At 44.0% G+C, this 13,031-nt stretch carries 15 protein-coding genes and 1 other annotated feature; of the genes, 4 read left to right on the forward strand and 11 right to left on the reverse strand.

Features of this window, described 5'->3' with window-relative positions; all coding sequences use genetic code 11:
- Window positions 1-101: 101 nt before the first annotated feature.
- On the reverse strand, window positions 102-1,073 hold the full coding sequence (gene abnA, locus P3L57_RS14150; protein ID WP_059335570.1) for an arabinan endo-1,5-alpha-L-arabinosidase AbnA: 972 nt from the start codon (window positions 1,071-1,073) through the stop codon (window positions 102-104).
- A 197-nt stretch (window positions 1,074-1,270) separates the two neighbouring features.
- Complete coding sequence (locus P3L57_RS14155; protein ID WP_024122431.1) at window positions 1,271-2,356, reverse strand: M42 family metallopeptidase; 1,086 nt, start codon at window positions 2,354-2,356, stop codon at window positions 1,271-1,273.
- A gap of 187 nt (window positions 2,357-2,543) precedes the next feature.
- Between P3L57_RS14155 and ysdB the strand changes: the two genes are divergently transcribed.
- Window positions 2,544-2,936 carry a sigma W pathway protein YsdB gene (gene ysdB, locus P3L57_RS14160; protein ID WP_024122432.1) on the forward strand — a complete coding sequence of 131 codons (393 nt, stop codon included), beginning with the start codon at window positions 2,544-2,546 and terminating at the stop codon, window positions 2,934-2,936.
- Between the two features lie 16 nt (window positions 2,937-2,952).
- Here the strand turns inward: ysdB and P3L57_RS14165 are convergent, their stop codons facing one another.
- The 4 genes from P3L57_RS14165 to infC are packed head-to-tail and all read right to left on the reverse strand — an operon-like array spanning window position 2,953 to window position 4,401.
- Complete coding sequence (locus P3L57_RS14165; RefSeq protein WP_059293445.1) at window positions 2,953-3,222, reverse strand: DUF1294 domain-containing protein; 270 nt, start codon at window positions 3,220-3,222, stop codon at window positions 2,953-2,955.
- Between the two features lie 53 nt (window positions 3,223-3,275).
- A complete protein-coding gene (gene rplT / locus P3L57_RS14170; RefSeq protein WP_003222420.1) occupies window positions 3,276-3,635 on the reverse strand; it encodes a 50S ribosomal protein L20 in 360 nt (119 codons plus the stop codon).
- Between the two features lie 31 nt (window positions 3,636-3,666).
- Window positions 3,667-3,867, reverse strand: a complete 201-nt coding sequence (gene rpmI, locus P3L57_RS14175) for a 50S ribosomal protein L35 (protein ID WP_003222418.1) — start codon at window positions 3,865-3,867, stop codon at window positions 3,667-3,669.
- A 12-nt stretch (window positions 3,868-3,879) separates the two neighbouring features.
- Window positions 3,880-4,401, reverse strand: coding sequence for a translation initiation factor IF-3 (gene infC, locus P3L57_RS14180; protein ID WP_071543361.1), 522 nt, complete (start codon window positions 4,399-4,401; stop codon window positions 3,880-3,882).
- Between the two features lie 57 nt (window positions 4,402-4,458).
- Window positions 4,459-4,589, reverse strand: a sequence feature (ribosomal protein L20 leader region).
- A gap of 167 nt (window positions 4,590-4,756) precedes the next feature.
- Here infC and P3L57_RS14185 point away from each other — a divergent pair.
- Both P3L57_RS14185 and P3L57_RS14190 read left to right on the forward strand, forming a co-directional pair.
- Window positions 4,757-5,101 carry a hypothetical protein gene (locus P3L57_RS14185; RefSeq protein ID WP_069487078.1) on the forward strand — a complete coding sequence of 115 codons (345 nt, stop codon included), beginning with the start codon at window positions 4,757-4,759 and terminating at the stop codon, window positions 5,099-5,101.
- Window positions 5,102-5,319: 218 nt separating this feature from the next.
- Window positions 5,320-5,976 (forward strand): hypothetical protein, encoded by a 657-nt coding sequence (locus P3L57_RS14190; RefSeq protein ID WP_069487077.1) that lies wholly within the window; start codon window positions 5,320-5,322, stop codon window positions 5,974-5,976.
- Window positions 5,977-6,006: 30 nt separating this feature from the next.
- Here the strand turns inward: P3L57_RS14190 and lrgB are convergent, their stop codons facing one another.
- The 4 genes from lrgB to lytS form a co-directional block, all read right to left on the reverse strand.
- The gene (gene lrgB / locus P3L57_RS14195; protein WP_059352214.1) at window positions 6,007-6,702 is read right to left on the reverse strand and encodes an antiholin-like protein LrgB; all 696 of its coding nucleotides are present in this window, start codon (window positions 6,700-6,702) and stop codon (window positions 6,007-6,009) included.
- 21 nt (window positions 6,703-6,723) lie between these two features.
- Window positions 6,724-7,164, reverse strand: coding sequence for an antiholin-like murein hydrolase modulator LrgA (gene lrgA, locus P3L57_RS14200; RefSeq protein ID WP_059352213.1), 441 nt, complete (start codon window positions 7,162-7,164; stop codon window positions 6,724-6,726).
- 134 nt (window positions 7,165-7,298) lie between these two features.
- Window positions 7,299-8,024, reverse strand: coding sequence for a LytR/AlgR family response regulator transcription factor (locus P3L57_RS14205; RefSeq protein WP_044153936.1), 726 nt, complete (start codon window positions 8,022-8,024; stop codon window positions 7,299-7,301).
- Window positions 8,002-9,783 (reverse strand): two-component system sensor histidine kinase LytS, encoded by a 1,782-nt coding sequence (lytS, locus tag P3L57_RS14210; protein ID WP_059352212.1) that lies wholly within the window; start codon window positions 9,781-9,783, stop codon window positions 8,002-8,004. The genes P3L57_RS14205 and lytS overlap by 23 nt, the downstream gene beginning before the upstream one ends.
- Window positions 9,784-9,956: 173 nt before the next feature.
- Here lytS and P3L57_RS14215 point away from each other — a divergent pair, with 173 nt between their 5' ends.
- Window positions 9,957-10,742 carry an HAD family hydrolase gene (locus P3L57_RS14215; RefSeq protein WP_069487076.1) on the forward strand — a complete coding sequence of 262 codons (786 nt, stop codon included), beginning with the start codon at window positions 9,957-9,959 and terminating at the stop codon, window positions 10,740-10,742.
- Window positions 10,743-10,782: 40 nt separating this feature from the next.
- On the opposite strand, the gene thrS is transcribed toward P3L57_RS14215, so the two are convergent.
- Window positions 10,783-12,714 (reverse strand): threonine--tRNA ligase, encoded by a 1,932-nt coding sequence (gene thrS / locus P3L57_RS14220; protein ID WP_044153931.1) that lies wholly within the window; start codon window positions 12,712-12,714, stop codon window positions 10,783-10,785.
- Window positions 12,715-13,031: the final 317 nt, after the last annotated feature.

The raw sequence follows: 13,031 nt of genomic DNA on the forward strand, positions 1-13,031 counted from the left end.
AATTATCATTAATTTGTACGAACAACTTCATTATAGTAATTCAGTAGGATACTGTCAATCTTTTCTTTTAAAAAAGCCAGGTGTTCACCCGGCTTATCAGTTTAATAGGAAGGCCAGCCCGAACTCCAATTCAAATCATTGATTAGTAGCTTGGGAATGCCTTTATCTTTCGCGTCATAGGCATGGCGCACAAGTATGTTTCCATTTACAATATCCTGGCCTCCAGGCCCTTTCCATTGATCATTGCCGGAATCTAAGATGGTGCCTCCTCCTTCCAGCATGCTTTTTCCGTTTTTATCAAGATAAGGCCCTGTTATGCTTTTAGATCTCCCATAAGCAATTTTGTACGTACTATTTACCCCGTCACAGCATTTATCAAATGAAACCATTAAATAGTAGTAACCATTTTGATACGTGAGGGTAGGAGCCTCCAGCGCTCCGCTATTACTCGGTCTCGACGCAATGGAATAAAGCGATCCGGTAGGCTTCATCGTATTCTTATCCAGCTTGGTCAGCTTGATTCCGCTCCAAAATGAGCCGAACGCAAGCCACGGGTTGCCATCCTTGTCAAAGGTGAGTTCCGGGTCGATGGCATTATAATTATTGGAGCTCGTCGACCGGATCACCAGGCCTTCGTCTTTCCAGCTTCCCGAGCTGATGCTTGTTGAAGAAGCAAGACCTATGGCAGAGACATTTTTTCCGAAAGAAGAAACTGAATAATACAGCCAGTACTTTCCGTTATAATATTGAATGTCCGGTGCCCACTGGTTTTGGCCGTAATTCGGCACATAAGTGGACCACCATGATAAAGGTGTGCTGAAAATCGATTTTTGCACGGTCCAATTTTTAGCATCCGACGATTTGAGAACCCGCAGCCCCCTTTCTTCCGTAAGGCCTGTTCCAAACGCGTACCACGAGCTTCCCTCTTTGATCATCGTTGGATCATGAAGCAGTTCATTAGACGCTCCCCAAAATGCAGCGGATGCCGGAGAAGCGGATGTCAATAACAAACCCGCCGTCAGAGCAGCGCTCGAAAAGTGAAAGAACCGTTTCCATGCTTTTTTCTTTTTCATTTTTTTCAAACCTCCCTTATTTTAGAAAGCGCTTACAAAATATGAAATTGAAGCCTCCTTTCCTTACAAATGGGCTGCATCTCGTACATGGTCAGAATCAGGAAATTTTCGGTTTCTCCCTTATTGTAGTCACTCCGCCAAAATTTGTACAGACAAAAAAATAGAATCCGCCTCACAAGGCGGATTCTTCCGTATCTTTATTGGTACGTAATATCGTCAACCGTTTGCCGGTCTAACTTCTTAATGACTTCCGTGATTAATTTTACCGCGTTTTCATAATCGTCACGATGCAGCATGGCGGCATGCGTATGAATGTATCGTGTGGCAATGGTAATGGACAGCGCCGGAACACCGTTTGCCGTCAAATGAATGGACCCGGAATCAGTTCCTCCGCCGGCGATCGCATCAAATTGATATGGAATGCCTGCTTCTTCTGCTGTATTGACAACTAAGTCACGAAGTCCTTTGTGGGAGACCATAGATGCATCGTACAGAATAATCTGCGGCCCTTCTCCCATTTTGCTTTGCGCTTCCTTCTCAGAAATCCCTGGTGTATCTCCGGCTATTCCTACATCCACACCGAAAGCAATATCAGGCTGTATCGTGTGCGCAGAAGTCTTCGCTCCTCTTAGGCCGACCTCTTCCTGTACAGTTCCAACACCATACACAACGTTTGGATGATCTGTGTCTTTTAAATTCCTCAAAACATCAATGGCGATCGCACAGCCGATACGGTTGTCCCACGCCTTTGCTAAAAGAAATTTTTCATTGTTCATGACCGTGAATTCAAAATGCGGAACGATCATATCACCTGGGAGTACGCCCCATTCCAATGCTTCCTCACGGCTTGAAGCTCCGATATCAACGAACATCTCTTTGATATCGACCGGTTTTTTTCTCGCTTCAGCAGATAAAATGTGCGGCGGCTTAGATCCGATAACACCTGTGACCTCTCCCTTTTTCGTCACGATGGTGACACGCTGAGCCAGCATGACTTGAGACCACCAGCCGCCGACAGTTTGAAAACGGATAAAGCCTTTATCGGTGATTTGTGTCACCATAAAGCCGACTTCGTCCAAATGCCCGGCAATCATAATTTTCGGGCCGTTTTCCGCACCTGTTTTTTTCGCAATTAAACTGCCAAGCCGGTCAGTTGTCACTTCATCAGCAAATGGTTCTATGTATGATTTCATCACTTGCCTTACTTCTCTTTCATTTCCCGGAATGCCTTTTGCATCAGTTAATTCCTTCAGCATGGTTAACGTTTCATCCAATTTTGCCATGATTCCAAAAACCTCCTTCATCTGTCCTGCATTATTATTATACAAAACCTGACGGTAACCATACGACTATTTCACTTAAAAAGCGGGTATATCTTTTTTAACAAACTTCTTTTAGAAAAAGTGAAACCTTTTTCTATGCTCTACGTATTACATCAGATCATCACAATGAGGGAGGTGCCTTCACACAATGTTTATCATGGTTCTCCGGATTTTATTGCTTGCTCTATTTGCTTACTGTATTTACGCCTTGGTCAAATATGTCGCAAATCCAAAGAGAAGATTGAAACTGGCCCAATCAAAAGAACTTTTTTATATTATCGATGAACAGAACAATACCCGAAAGAACTTTCAATTGACGTATAAAGGCGTGCTTTTTGAAGGAGAAAAGCATATTCCTTCCAAGGATCATCCGCTGTTCATCCACACCATCTTTGTATGGACGGAGTCTCCTGAGAAGCTAAAAAACTTTTCCGCAAAAGATTTTGAGAATATTGAAGAAAAAGTACTGGAGCGATATCCGGATTGTAAAATTGACTGGGATCTGCCCATTAAACTTGCAAAAAAAGCAGAAGAGCGGTAAACGCTTTTCTGCTTTTTTATAAATCAAACGGACTGTAATAGATGCCGATCAGCACCGCTTCAATCACCAAAAGAAACGGCACACCGTATTGAAAGGATGCGTGCTTCGTTTTATGTCTGAAGGTCTGCATGCCGAGCCAGACACCAAGCGCTCCAAACACGATGGCGATCAGCCACAGCCGGTCTTCAGAAATTCTCCACTTGTGGCGCTGCGCTCTTCGTTTATCTGCGCCCATCACCCAAAAACCGCACAGATTGATCAGAACTAGATATACAGCAATTATCATGTTGCCTCATCCTTTATATAAAAAAGCCGCTCTCTAAGAGCGGCTCTATATCATTATTTGTTTAATTGAGCTTTAGCAGCATCAGCAAGCTGATTGAATGCAGTAAGATCGTTTACAGCAAGATCAGCAAGCATTTTACGGTTTACTTCGATACCAGAAAGCTTAAGACCGTGCATTAAACGGCTGTAAGAAAGACCGTTCATGCGAGCAGCTGCGTTGATACGAGTGATCCAAAGCTTACGGAAATCACGTTTTTTCTGACGACGGTCACGGAAAGCATAGTTTCCAGATTTCATGACCTGCTGGTTAGCTACTTTGTATAATGTATGTTTTGAACCGAAATAACCTTTTGCTAATTTAAGAACCTTTTTACGACGCTTACGTGTAACAGTTCCGCCTTTTACTCTTGGCATTAAATTTCCCTCCTAATTGTTCCTTGTCCGATTACTTGATGTTAGCAAGCATTTGTTTGATACGTTTGAAGTCTCCTGCGCTTACAACAGCACTCTTGCGAAGCTTACGCTTTTGCTTTTGAGATTTGTTGGCGAATAAGTGACTTGTGTATGCATGAGAACGTTTTAACTTCCCAGAACCTGTCTTTTTAAAACGTTTAGCAGATCCGCGGTGAGTTTTCATTTTTGGCATGGGATTTCCTCCTTATTGCTTTTCGTTTTTCGGCGCGAGCATTAAGAACATGCTGCGGCCGTCCATTTTTGGTTTTGTTTCGACTGTCGCAACCTCAGCACAAGCTTCAGAAAAACGGTCTAGTACACGCTGGCCGATTTCTTTATGAGTGATTGCGCGTCCTTTAAAGCGGATAGAAGCTTTCACTTTATCGCCTTTTTCAAGGAATTTAATCGCATTGCGCAACTTCGTGTTAAAGTCGTGCTCATCGATTGTCGGGCTTAATCTAACTTCTTTTAAGTTAATGATTTTTTGATTTTTGCGTGCTTCTTTGTCCTTTTTCTGCTGCTCGAATCTGAACTTTCCGTAGTCCATGATGCGGCAGACAGGCGGTTTTGCATTTGCTGCAACTAACACAAGGTCAAGATTTGCGCGGCCGGCTATTTCAAGTGCTTCCTGACGGGACTTGATTCCAAGCTGGTCGCCATTTTGTCCGATTAAGCGGACCTCACGTGCACGGATACCCTCATTAACCAATTGATCTTTGCTAATAATGAGCCACCTCCATAGTTTCTTCGAATTGATTCACAACTCTTTTGACTGCATTCTGCAGGCAAACAAAAAGTGCGGGCATTATAAAACACCCACACTACGAACATCTGTATCAATAAAAATGTACGGTCAACCTGCCAACTACATGAATGTGTCAATCAGGTGAGAAGCGGGTGCTTCTGCTTGTGATTTATATTCAATTCAATAACTATTCTACACAATGCCGGATGTTTAGTCAAGGATGACTTATCCGGAACAACTTTCTCATTGTAACATGGGTTATTTATGAGTGCAAGAGAGAAAAAGAAAATCTTTTATTCTTATCCAGAATGCAAGGTTCTGAACCCTCCAGCCAATCATGAAGGATTTTGTTAAACAGCATCGGCTGAGCCAGCGGCGCTCCATGCCGATCACTGGAAACATAACGGTTCTTGAATTTTCATTCATCTTTGCGATTTCAGCTGCCGATGCTTTCATCACTTTTCTTTCTTTTTCCCCGACTGTCACCAGCAGGCTGGTACTGGTTTGCCTGAGCGAATCGGGTATCGTGCAAGTCACATTAGTATTTGATAAAGCGTATCTGCACTCATTTGACTGCTTTCTTTATAGTATGTTTCGACGAATTGGCTGGCATGAAGATAAAGCATTTTTGTCTGAGCCTGGAAAAGATCAAAACGGCGCCACAAATGTTGAAAATGGCTGATTTGCTCTTCCCCATCAAGCCGCTGACACCCACGCCATGAATAAAAATCAGAAGTTGCTGATGCTCTGCACCAGATTCTGTTATATGAAGATCAATATACTACCTCATCCTTCTCCTTATTTCGCAGTTTACCAAAAACCACATATAGGAAAAAATACAAAACAAAGTGAATCTCACACTAAAAAAGCCGATATTAGAACGAGAAGGGAGTCTGACATATGAACAAACTGATACAGCTTACTCTATTTTTAACATTGATAGTAACCGGCTGCTCCAATAGCAACAGCATATCTTCAGAGCCAAAAGAAGAGACCGTTATCACAGCCGTAGCGTTTCATGAAAACAAGCTGGAGAAAGAGCTGAAAAACCTAAAACCCGTTTCATTGAAAATGGTGAATCCCCTCGCAACTGAATTAGGAAAGGTGAGGGCGAAGGAAGAAGCCGAGAAACAAAGGAAAATCGCTGCAGCGAAAAAACGTGAAAAAGAGCAGAGAGCGAAACGAAAGAAACAACAGGAGGAAGAAGCGGAACGGCAACGATTGGCACAGGCTGCAGCAGAGAGACAGCGATTAGAGGAAGCAGAAAGACAAGCTGAGCTTGAAAGGCAGCGTCAGGCAGCACTCCAAAAGCAACAGGAAGCGGACGCCGAAAAAGAACGGCAAGCGCAGGCCCAGCGTCAGCAGAATGAGGCATCCTCATCTAACAGCCAAAATGCGCCATCTTCCCCGAGCCAGACAGATGATGCCATTCAACAGCCGGCTTCAGAGCTTCCTGATGACGACGGCTATGGTTATGAAGAACGAAAAAAGTGGCATGACGATCAAGTGGAATGGGGCATTAAACAAGGATATATCGATCCGGAAGACGCACCATAAAATAGAAAAAGCCAAGGGTTCAACCTTAGCTTATCCTCCGATCAGCTGCACGAACACAGGAATGACCAGAACCGTTACGACCCCGACAACGACAACAGCGATACTTGCCATCGCGGCTTCGACTTCACCCATCTCGATCCCGACAGCTACACCGAGTGCGTGTCCGGACGTTCCGAGAGCCAACCCTTTCGAAATGGGATTCTTCACTTTAAATATTTTTAAGAACAAAGCGCCGAGCGCATACACAATGACGGCGTTAAAGATAACAGCAAAAGCTGTGATATCGCTGATGCCGCCAATATCTTTTGATAAAGGAAGCGCAATCGCCGTTGTTGCCGCCTGCGGAAGCATACTTTTCATCACTGCCGAATCAAGGTGAATCCCTTTTGCAAGCAAATAGACAATCGTGACAGAGCAGATAGAGCCTGCGATAATGGAGGACATAATTTGCCACCAGTATTTTTTCAGTTTATCTCTTTGTTTGTACAATGGAATGGCAAAGGCAATCGTCGCGGGTTCCAAGAAAAACTTAATGATTTCTCCCCCGTTATTATAGTCAGCGTAAGAGAAACCGCCGATTTTCAAAAATGCAATCCCTAGCACCATCGCAACAAACAATGGAGTGAAAAGGAAGAACCCTTTTGTTTTTTTAAATAAAAAGGTGCCGATGCCGAAAGCGGCCAGTGATACGACAATTCCGAAATATGGACTCATTGTGCTTTCCATTTCATGAACCTCCTGCTTCTCTTAATGATGAACAAGTTCGTTTTTCTTCTGCGGGGGCTGTACCGTTTTTGCTTTTATGTCATCAGCAGTCTTGCGTTTTCCGCTCAGTGTAAGAATAAGCTGAGAAAACAGTCCTGTTGCCCCCAATAAAATAATCGTTGCGAGAAGAATGACAAGGACGATTTGCAGGCCGTATTGCTGCATCACACCAAGAGAATTCATAACAGATATACCTGATGGAACAAATAAAAATCCTATCAATGAGGTTAAAGACGCTCCGAGCGTTTCTACTTGGTCCAGTTTAATCACTTTAAAACATAATAGGAGAAATAATAAGACCAAACCTACAACCGACGCTGGTATAGGAATTGGGACAAAAGCGGCAATCATATTGGAAACCAGCATAATGACGGCAAAAATAAATGCTTGTGTTAAAAATCCGTACACTTTTTTAGCACTCATTTTCTTCACCTCTTTCTCTTTTGTACCCTCATTATAAATAAGAACCACTCTCTATTAAGCGCTTACATGATAACTTGCCGAATATTAAAGATGAGTTGCAGCATAAAAAGGATGAAATACAAAAAGCCGCCCCGTCAAATATGGAGCAGCTTTTTTAATTCCTTGGCATATGTCCGGCTGACCGGTATTTTCGATCCGTCTTTCATGATCAGATTATAGGTGGAATTAAACCATGGCTGTATCTCTTTGATGTACTCAGTATTAACGACAAAGCTTCGATGGACGCGGAGAAAATCAGTTTCCGGCAGTTTTTTTTCAATGACAACGAGCGTATCATTGACTGAATAAGATGCATCAAAGGTTTTTACATGGACATGGCCGTCTTCGGTTCCCGCAAAGATTATATCCTTCGTATCCACAATCACAATCGATTCGCCGACAGATAAGGCTAGTTTATGCTGGCTGGCATGGCTGATCTGTTCTGGTTCATCAATCTCCCGCTTTACCTTTTTATACTTTTTCATTGTTTGCCGAACCCTTTCTTCATCGAAAGGTTTGGTTAAGTAATCAAGAGCGTCCACTTCAAAAGCTTTAAGTGCATACTGGTCATAGGCCGTCGCAAACACAATAACCGGGGGATTCTTCATATTCTTCAATCGTTTTGCGATATCAAAACCATTCTCTCCGGATAAATCAACGTCTAAAAACAGCAAATCAGGCTTTTGATCCATCATTTGGTCAAATGCGGATTCAATATTTTCCGCTTCATTGATTTCTAATTCCTCATTTGTCCTTTTGAGCAAATAAGCCAGTTCATCTCTTGCCAGAATCTCATCATCAACTATTAACACCCTGAGCATGTTCTTCTCCCTCTTTCATTTGCTGCATAGGTACTTGAAAGGAAACCTCTGTCCCTTTATGTACCTCACTCTTGATATGTAATGCAGCCTGCTGGCCGAATAAACCGATCAGCCGCTGATTCAGATTATAAAGCGCAGTCCCTGTTCCTTCCTTAGAAGGCAGCGGTTTATTCCCCAGTTCCGGCAAGACGTCCGGCGGAATTCCGCGTCCATTGTCCGTGACCTTCATATAGACGGATGACTCATCAGATAAGACACAAACCGTTACTTTGCACATGTCTTGTTTTTTTGGAAATGCGTGCCGTAATGCGTTTTCAACAAGCACCTGTAAGACAAACGGAGGAATCTCAATTTGCTCCAGCCTGCTGTCAATATCAAGCTCAATCTTATATTTCCCGGGAAAACGCGCCTGTTCTAATGACAGATAGGCTTGAAGATGATTCAGCTCCTTCGAAAGCGGAATCAGCAGCTGCCTTGCTCCCTGGAGATTAGAACGAAAGTACACGCTAAGCTGCAGCAAAAGCTTACGGGTTTTTTCAACATCTGTCCGGCATAAAGCAGAAATCGTATTGATGGCATTAAATAAAAAATGCGGGTTAACCTGTGCTTGAAGCGCTTTGATTTCCGCATCCTTCAGAAGCTTGCTTTGCAGCTCGGCTTCACCGAGCTCAAGCTGTGTCGAAAACAGCATGGCCAGCCCCTCGGCAAGCTCCTCCTCTACCTGACTGAGACCGGCCGGGCTTTTAAAATACATTTTTAACGTTCCGATTGTGTTGCCGTTTGATGTCAAAGGCAGTACAATCGCCGCGTGCAAAGGGCATTCCGAATGGGTGCATTCAATCTCTTCCTGTGAAGTAGCCTTCATGATGCGCCCAGTTTTAATTACCTTTTTAGACAGGCCTGTGATCAGGCTTTCAGATGGGATATGATGATCCATTCCCGCGCCGACATGCGCAAGTATTTTCTCATTGTCCGTCAGAGATACCGCATCCGTTCCGGTCATCTTATGGATGATGACCGCTACACTTTTACAAGAGCTTTCATTTAACCCTTGACGGAAAAAAGGAAGCGTCTGATCGGCAATGGTCAGCACCCTGTGCGTTTCAAGCGCCCTTGCCTGTTCTTCTTTGCGAATAATGGCTTGAATAATCGACAGGAAAATAAAGCTGCCTGTTCCGTTAATGAGGATCATCGGAATCCCGATCATGCTGACAAGCTCCCAAGCGTCATTGAACGGCTTTGCCATCAGCAAAATAATGACCATTTGCAAGGTCTCCATACCGATCCCGACGAGGGCTGCGATACGCGGTGTCGGCATTCGATAGCGCTTCGTAAAATACCTGCCGATCCATCCCGCTAGAAACCCTGCTAAAACGGATGAGACCGCACAGCTTAAAGCCGTGCTGCCGCCGAGCGAAAAACGATGTAGGCCTGCTAATAAACCGATTCCCGCTCCTACAAACGGCCCGCCTAAAAGCCCGCCTATTTCAACGCCCAAAATACGGGTATTCGCAATAGAGCCCGACGGATCTATTGTAAACACCCAATCATTATTCACAATCATATGTTTTTGAATTTCGATGCCGGTATAATTGCTGATGATGCTGAAAAGAGAAAAAATAGAAATCAATACGCCTTTTCCTTTGTAGCCCTCCGGATTTTGAAGAGCCTGTCTGAAAAGTTTAGTGTGGGCCAGAATAAATCCCAATATAACAATAATCCCTACCCTTTCCAGCATCATGATCATTAATTGAATCATCTGTGTCACCTGTTCTTTCCCATTTCATTTTATCATTTTTTCGGTAAACCGTTTCATGGCTGACTGTTTTTTTAAAATCGTCTGAAAACATATTTCACAAGGCTTTTATCTATTGTAGAATAAACATGAGCCTTTTGGCAGAAAGAATTGAATCTGAAGCAGAGGAGAAGATCATGAAAGCCGTATTTTTTGATTTAGACGATACACTACTTTGGGATGAGAAAAGCGTCAGAACAACATTTGCAGAAACATGTTTACAGGCCGAGAAAAAATATGGTCTTGACCCTGAGGAATTCGAAGCAGCTGTTCGGGAAGCGGCGAGAGAATTGTACATGTCTTACGAGACATACCCTTATACGGTGATGATCGGCATTAACCCATTTGAAGGGCTGTGGTCAAATTTCTCCGAGCCGATCAGTGAAGGATTTCAGAAGCTGAATAAGATTGTGCCGGAGTACAGACGAAACGCATGGACAAACGGCCTAAAAGCGCTTGGTGTCGACGATCCGGCATATGGTGAATATTTGGGAGAGTTTTTTGCAGCGGAACGCCGAAAACGCCCGTTTGTTTACGATGAAACATTTGATGTGCTTGATCAATTAAAAGGAAAGTATGAGTTGCTGCTTTTGACTAACGGCGATCCGAGTCTGCAAAAGGAGAAGCTCGCCGGCGTGCCTGAGCTCGCCCCTTATTTCAATGAAATTGTCATCTCAGGCTCTTTTGGCAAAGGGAAACCCGATGCTTCTATTTTCGAGCATTGCCTGCAGCTAATGAAGATCCAGAAAGAGGATGCCATCATGGTCGGCGATAATTTGAATACTGATATTTTAGGCGCTTCCAGAGCCGGAATCAAAACCGTTTGGATCAACCGGACGGATAAGAAAAATGAAACAGAAGTGACGCCTGATCACATCATCAGCAGCCTTCATGATTTGTTTCCTATTTTAGAACATAAATAAAAAAGCATGATCTCCTTCATGAGATCATGCTTTTTTTGTATTATTTCTTTGCTTCAGCTACAGCCTTTTTCACAAAATCATCAAGTGAAATGGTTTCAGACTTCTGCTCTCCGTATTTACGGACGTTTACCGCACCGTTTTCTGCTTCTTGGTCACCGACCACAAGCATGTACGGAATTTTTTGCATTTGCGCTTCGCGGATTTTGTAGCCGATTTTTTCATCACGGCTGTCGACTTCTACACGCAGGCCTTCACGCTGGAGGCGCTCTTGTACTTGCTTCGCATAATCCAAATGCACAGCCGGAGAAACCGGGATGACTTGGAACTGAACCGGTGCAAGCCATGTTGGAAGTGCGCCTTTATGCTCTTCGATTAAGAATGCAACAAAGCGTTCCATTGTTGATACCACACCTCTGTGAATAACAACCGGACGATGCTGCTTGCCATCTTCACCGATATATGTCAGATCGAAGCGTTCAGGCAGCAAGAAGTCCAGCTGAACAGTAGACAATGTTTCTTCCTTGCCGATCGCTGTTTTCACCTGAACATCAAGTTTAGGGCCGTAGAATGCCGCTTCACCTTCTGCTTCGTAATAGTCGTGGCCGATTTCGTCCATTGCAGATTTCAGCATGGATTGCGCTTTGTTCCACATTTCATCATCATCAAAGTATTTCTCTGTGTCTTCCGGATCACGGTAAGACAGACGGAATGTGTAATCACTTAAACCGAAATCTTCATATACATCCTGGATTAAACGGACTGTACGGATAAACTCATCCTTAATTTGATCCGGGCGTACAAAGATGTGTGCATCATTCAACGTCATTCCGCGTACGCGCTGAAGCCCTGACAGCGCACCTGACATTTCATAGCGGTGCATCGTTCCCAACTCCGCAATACGGATTGGAAGTTCGCGGTAGCTGTGAATGTCTTGTTTGTAAATCATCATATGGTGCGGGCAGTTCATCGGACGCAATACAAGTGTTTCGTTGTCCATTTCCATCGGAGGGAACATGCCTTCTTGATAATGATCCCAGTGTCCTGATGTTTCATACAGCTCTTTGCTTCCAAGCACTGGTGTATAGACGTGTTCATAGCCGAGGCTGATTTCTTTATCGACAATGTAGCGCTCGATCGTGCGGCGGATTGTCGCGCCTTTTGGCATCCAAAGCGGCAGACCTTGTCCGACTTTTTGAGAATTCGCAAACAGCTTTAATTCTTTGCCGAGTTTTCTGTGGTCACGCTCTTTTGCTTCTTCAAGCATGCGAAGATGCTCGTCAAGATCAGCTTTTTTGAAGAAAGCTGTTCCGTATACACGCTGAAGCATTTGATTATTGCTGTCACCGCGCCAGTATGCGCCAGCAAGGCTTAACAGCTTAAACTCTTTGATTTTTCCTGTTGAAGGAACGTGTACGCCGCGGCACAGGTCAAAGAATTCGCCCTGCTCGTAAATCGATACGGTTTCTCCCTCAGGAATCGCATCCAGCAGTTCAAGCTTCAGGTCATCGCCGATTTCCGCAAAGCGGGCTTTCGCTTCTTCACGGCTGACTTCTTTTCGAACGATCGGAAGGTTCGCATTGACGATTTTTTTCATTTCTTTCTCGATTTTCGGCAGATCCTCCGGCGTAATCGCTTCTTCCATTTCTACATCATAGTAAAAACCGTTTTCGATAACAGGACCGACACCGAATTTCACGTCTTTGTAAATGCGTTTAATCGCTTGTGCCAGCAAGTGAGCCGTACTGTGGCGCATAATCTCAAGACCCTCTTCTGATCCTTCAGTAATGATTTCCACAGTGCCGTCTTCGTTGATCGGCGTTTTCAAATCGATTTCTTTTCCGTTCAGTTTTCCGGCTAATGATTTCTTTTTTAATCCCGGACTGATGGATGCCGCGATATCTTCTGTTGTTGTCCCTTTCGCAAACTCCTTGACTGCTCCATCAGGAAATGTGATTTTTACCATATCTGACATCATTGTCACTCCTTTTTTGCATATAAAAACCCCGCCCCCTATGAAAGGGACGAGGTTGAATAAACGGAATCGTGGTTCCACCCTTTTTTCCGCAAGCCAATACACCGGCACCTGCGGCTCTAAACTCTGTAACGGGAGTTCCCGTCAGCTATTACTGTTCCTTATAAAGGGGTTCACAGCTGAAGTTCAAAGGCGGTAAAGCGAATGGTCCTTAGCTGGGAAGCTTGCAGCCGTGACTTCCCTCTCTTTAAGCCGGTATCATTCCTTCATGTCCTTATCAGTACGTGTGTCAATCTTAATCTCCTATGTATTATAAA

Source organism: Bacillus sp. B28, from assembly GCF_029536185.1.
Taxonomy (GTDB): domain Bacteria; phylum Bacillota; class Bacilli; order Bacillales; family Bacillaceae; genus Bacillus; species Bacillus halotolerans.